General features: G+C 55.4%; 3 protein-coding genes and 2 pseudogenes. 3 read left to right on the forward strand and 2 right to left on the reverse strand.

Annotation, left to right across the window (positions count from 1 at the left end):
* Positions 1-475: pseudogene (locus AB5Y97_RS14625) on the reverse strand (IS3-like element ISAeme20 family transposase); the annotation flags it as partial.
* A 507-nt stretch (positions 476-982) separates the two neighbouring features.
* Between AB5Y97_RS14625 and AB5Y97_RS14630 the strand changes: the two are divergent.
* From AB5Y97_RS14630 to AB5Y97_RS14640, 3 genes are all read left to right on the forward strand, one after another.
* Entirely contained in the window at positions 983-1,288 is a 306-nt protein-coding gene (locus tag AB5Y97_RS14630; RefSeq protein ID WP_042084018.1) for a PTS sugar transporter subunit IIB, read from the forward strand.
* Positions 1,289-1,315: 27 nt separating this feature from the next.
* Entirely contained in the window at positions 1,316-2,197 is an 882-nt protein-coding gene (locus AB5Y97_RS14635; RefSeq protein ID WP_368158273.1) for a PTS transporter subunit EIIC, read from the forward strand.
* 121 nt (positions 2,198-2,318) lie between these two features.
* Positions 2,319-3,377: a glycoside hydrolase family 1 protein gene (locus AB5Y97_RS14640; protein ID WP_368158275.1), complete on the forward strand. Its 1,059-nt coding sequence runs from the start codon at positions 2,319-2,321 to the stop codon at positions 3,375-3,377.
* On the opposite strand, the pseudogene AB5Y97_RS14645 reads toward AB5Y97_RS14640, so the two are convergent.
* Positions 3,306-3,740: pseudogene (locus tag AB5Y97_RS14645) on the reverse strand (IS30-like element ISAs2 family transposase); the annotation flags it as partial. The gene AB5Y97_RS14640 and the pseudogene AB5Y97_RS14645 sit on opposite strands and share 72 nt — an antisense overlap.

Raw genomic sequence — 3,740 nt, forward strand, 5'->3', positions numbered from 1 at the left:
GTCTGGCGCGTCTTGCTGTGAGCAGCCCGAATGGCGACCTTGAGTCGTTCATCTTCTTGTTGGCGCTGTGACGGTGGACGCTGGCGCCAGTGGTAGAAGCCCGCACGAGAGACCTCCAGCACACGACAGATAACGGAAATGGGATAGATGTCCTTTTGGTTGGCTATCCACGCGTACTTGGCAGTGACTCCTGAGCAAAGTACGCGGCGGCCTTTTTTATGATGTCGCGCTCCATGTTGGCTTGTGCGAGAGCTTTGCGTAGCCGGGCCACTTCAGCCTCCAGCTCGGCGACAGAACGCGCTCCGGGAATGGCCGATGTATCCTTTCCTCCTTTGGCTGCGACCACCCAGTTGCTCAGTGTGCCTTTGGCAATACCCAACCTTCTGGCGGCTTCAGCTTGGCCAAGGCCTTGCTCCAACACCAGTCGAACCGCCTCTGCCCGAAACTCTGGTGAATAGTGTTCTCTCGATTTCATTCAATACCCCCGATTGTCTCATCGTAACAATCGGGACTGTCTGTGAAAATCAGGATACCTCAAAGGTCCCCTATCCCCAACATGCTCCAGAAAAGGCCCCTAGGCCATGACGGGACCTGCCATCAGAGCGGAGTAACAATCAGCAGAGCGCGGTAACGCACAGGACATCATGGAGGCGGGTATCTGTTGGGGCTTTCAACATCAATGCACCGCGGGAAGAGTACGCTCTGCATCTTGTGGGGCCTGCCCAGCAGGTGTTGGGTTGGCATAAAAAACCAACAGACATGAAATCGATATTCCAAAAGAAAAGCCCAACAACAACCAGATCCAACTAATCAACACAAACACAAAAAACCTTATTTTCAAAGCATTTAACATCGTTATCTCGCACAAACACAACCCAACGAGTGATCGGCATCACAATTACAAAAGCTCAGTTGTGAAATCGATTTCCCAAATTATTAGGTCGATCTATAGTGAGCGCAATTTAATAACTGAGGAATGATCATGAAAAAAATAATGCTGTGTTGCTCTGCCGGAATGTCCACCAGTCTGCTGGTTAAGAAGATGGTGATTGAAGCTGATAAACGAGGCTTGGCTGCCGAGATCAAGGCCTTTGGCGCATCAGAGTTCGATGATCAGATGCCGCTTTATCAGGTGGTTTTGCTAGGGCCACAGATCAAGTACATGCAACCCGAACTACAAGCCAAGGCAGCCATTCATGGGATCAAGGTACAACCAATTGACATGATGGATTACGGCATGCAACGCGGTGACAAGGTGCTGGATTACGCCCTGTCCCTTATTGATTAAGCGTGCGGACAAGGAAGGACACACACTATGAGTTCACTCTATGGGATGCTGGTCAAGTTGATCGAACAACAGATCGGCCCATTGGCAGGAAAACTGGGCCAGCAACGCTATGTTCTGGCCATCCGTGACGGCTTCATTGCCGCGCTGCCGTTCATGATCGTCGGCAGCTTTATGCTGGTCTTCATCTTCCCCCCCATCTCCAGCGAAACCACCTGGGGCTTTGCCAGAGCCTGGCTGGACTTCTCCAACACCTATCGTGCCGATCTCATGTTGCCCTTCAACATGAGCATGGGGCTGATGACGGTATTCATCTCTGTGGGAGTCGCATCCAGCCTGGCCAAGCAATACTCTCTGGACCCCATCACCACAGGCCTGCTTTCGCTGATGTCGTTCATGCTGGTGGCAGCGCAATATAAAGACGGTACCATCTCTACCCAGTATTTCTCCGGTCAGGGCATCTTTACCGCTCTCATTTGCGCCATCTATTCGACCGAGGTCTACGCCTGGCTCAAGCGCAACAACATCACCATCCGTCTGCCCGAGCAGGTGCCGATGGGGGTGGCGCGCTCCTTCGAGGTGCTGATCCCGGTCCTGGCGATCATCCTGACCCTACACCCCTTCAACATGCTGCTGCAGGAAACCACAGGCATGATCCTGCCCGAGGCGATCATGTCCATGCTCAAACCACTGGTAGCGGCTTCCGACAGCCTGCCTGCCGTCTTGCTGGCGGTGCTATTATGCCAGATCCTCTGGTTTGCCGGCCCCCATCGGCGCCTCCTGGGCGACCAACTGGGCCCTCAGTCCGGTAATCATGTGCTTCATCTGCATGGGGATCTCCGCCCTGATGTATTACCCCTTCGTGCGGGCTTACGAACGTACCCTGCTCAAGCAGGAAGCCGAGACGGCTGAAACAGAAGAAGCCGCCAGATCAGAAAAAGCAGACACAATCACACCGATTCAGAGTCAGGCGTAAGCACCAGGCGTGCGGGCACCACGCCGCCTGCACGCCGGTCATCAAGAGGAAACTGCAATGCAATATACATTCCCCGAAGGGTTCTGGTGGGGTAGCGCCTCGTCGGCCGCACAATCGGAAGGAGCTGCCAATGCGGGCGGCAAGGCACCGACTATCTGGGATCACTGGTTCGAGACTGAGCCACACCGTTTCCACGGTCAGGTGGGCCCAGCCAACACCTCCACCTTCTACGATCGTTATCGTGAAGACATCGCATTGATGGAACAGATTGGCCACAACAGCTTCCGCACATCCATCTCCTGGGCCCGGTTGCTGCCGGATGGCCACACCGTCAACCAGGAGGCCGTCGACTTCTACAACAAGGTTATCGATGAGCTGCTGGCCAAGGGGATCAAACCCTTCATCGGCCTGTTCCACTTCGACATGCCGATGTACTGGCAGGAGCAGGGGGGCTGGGAGAGCCGCGAAACCGTGGCGGCTTATGCCGAGTACGCAGAGCTCTGCTTCAAACTGTTCGGTGATCGCGTCGCCTGCTGGATGACCTTCAATGAACCAGTGGTGGTGGTGGAAGGTGGTTATCTGTATGACTTCCATTACCCGAACCAGATGGACTTCAGACGGGCAGCCCAGGTGGCTTATCACATGATGCTGGCCCACAGCCTGGCGGTGAAGCGTTATCGAACACTATCCCTGCCCGGCCAGATCGGCATTGTCCTGAACCTGACCCCCTCATATCCGCGCTCTTCAAACCCGGCGGACTTGAAGGCCTCGTTCATTGCTGACCTGTTCTTCAACCGCGCCTTCCTCGATCCTGCGGTGAAGGGAGTTTATCCTCAGGAGCTGATCGATATCCTGCGCGAACACGATCAGATGCCCGTGGTGCAAAGCGGCGACTGCGAACTGCTGGCCGCCGGCAAGATCGATCTGCTCGGCATCAACTATTACCAGCCGCGGCGAGTGAAGGCACGCATGACGGCCATCAACCCGGACTCCCCTTTCCTGCCTGACTGGTTCGCGAATTCAACTTCGAAGTGCGACACTCGCCTATGCCGCCTGACGGTACTCTTCGAATACCTTGACAGGCTGCCTGAATCCGAGACATTTCCGAGGTCGTAGGTTGAGCCACTGCTCCGCTCTCCTGACATCCTCGTCCGTGACCTCTCTCAGGTCTGTTCCCTTTGGGATAAACTGCCTCAACAGCCCATTGCTGTTCTCGTTCAGACCGCGCTCCCACGAAGAGTAAGGGTGCGCAAAGTAAGTCTCGGCACCCAGCGCTTCCTCTATCGCCTTGTGTTCGGCAAACTCGCCGCCGTTGTCAAAGGTGATGGTATGCACCTGCTCGATGTAGGGCGTTAACATCTCGATTATCGCATCCCGCACCACCCCAGCCTGTTTGCTCGCGACCCGCTTGACCAGATAGAGCCGGCTCTTGCGCTCCACCAGGGTGACCAGTGCACCTGTGCCTTGCTTGCCCAGCAC

This window comes from Aeromonas sp. R10-2, assembly GCF_040908445.1.
GTDB classification, from domain to species: Bacteria; Pseudomonadota; Gammaproteobacteria; order Enterobacterales; family Aeromonadaceae; genus Aeromonas; species Aeromonas veronii.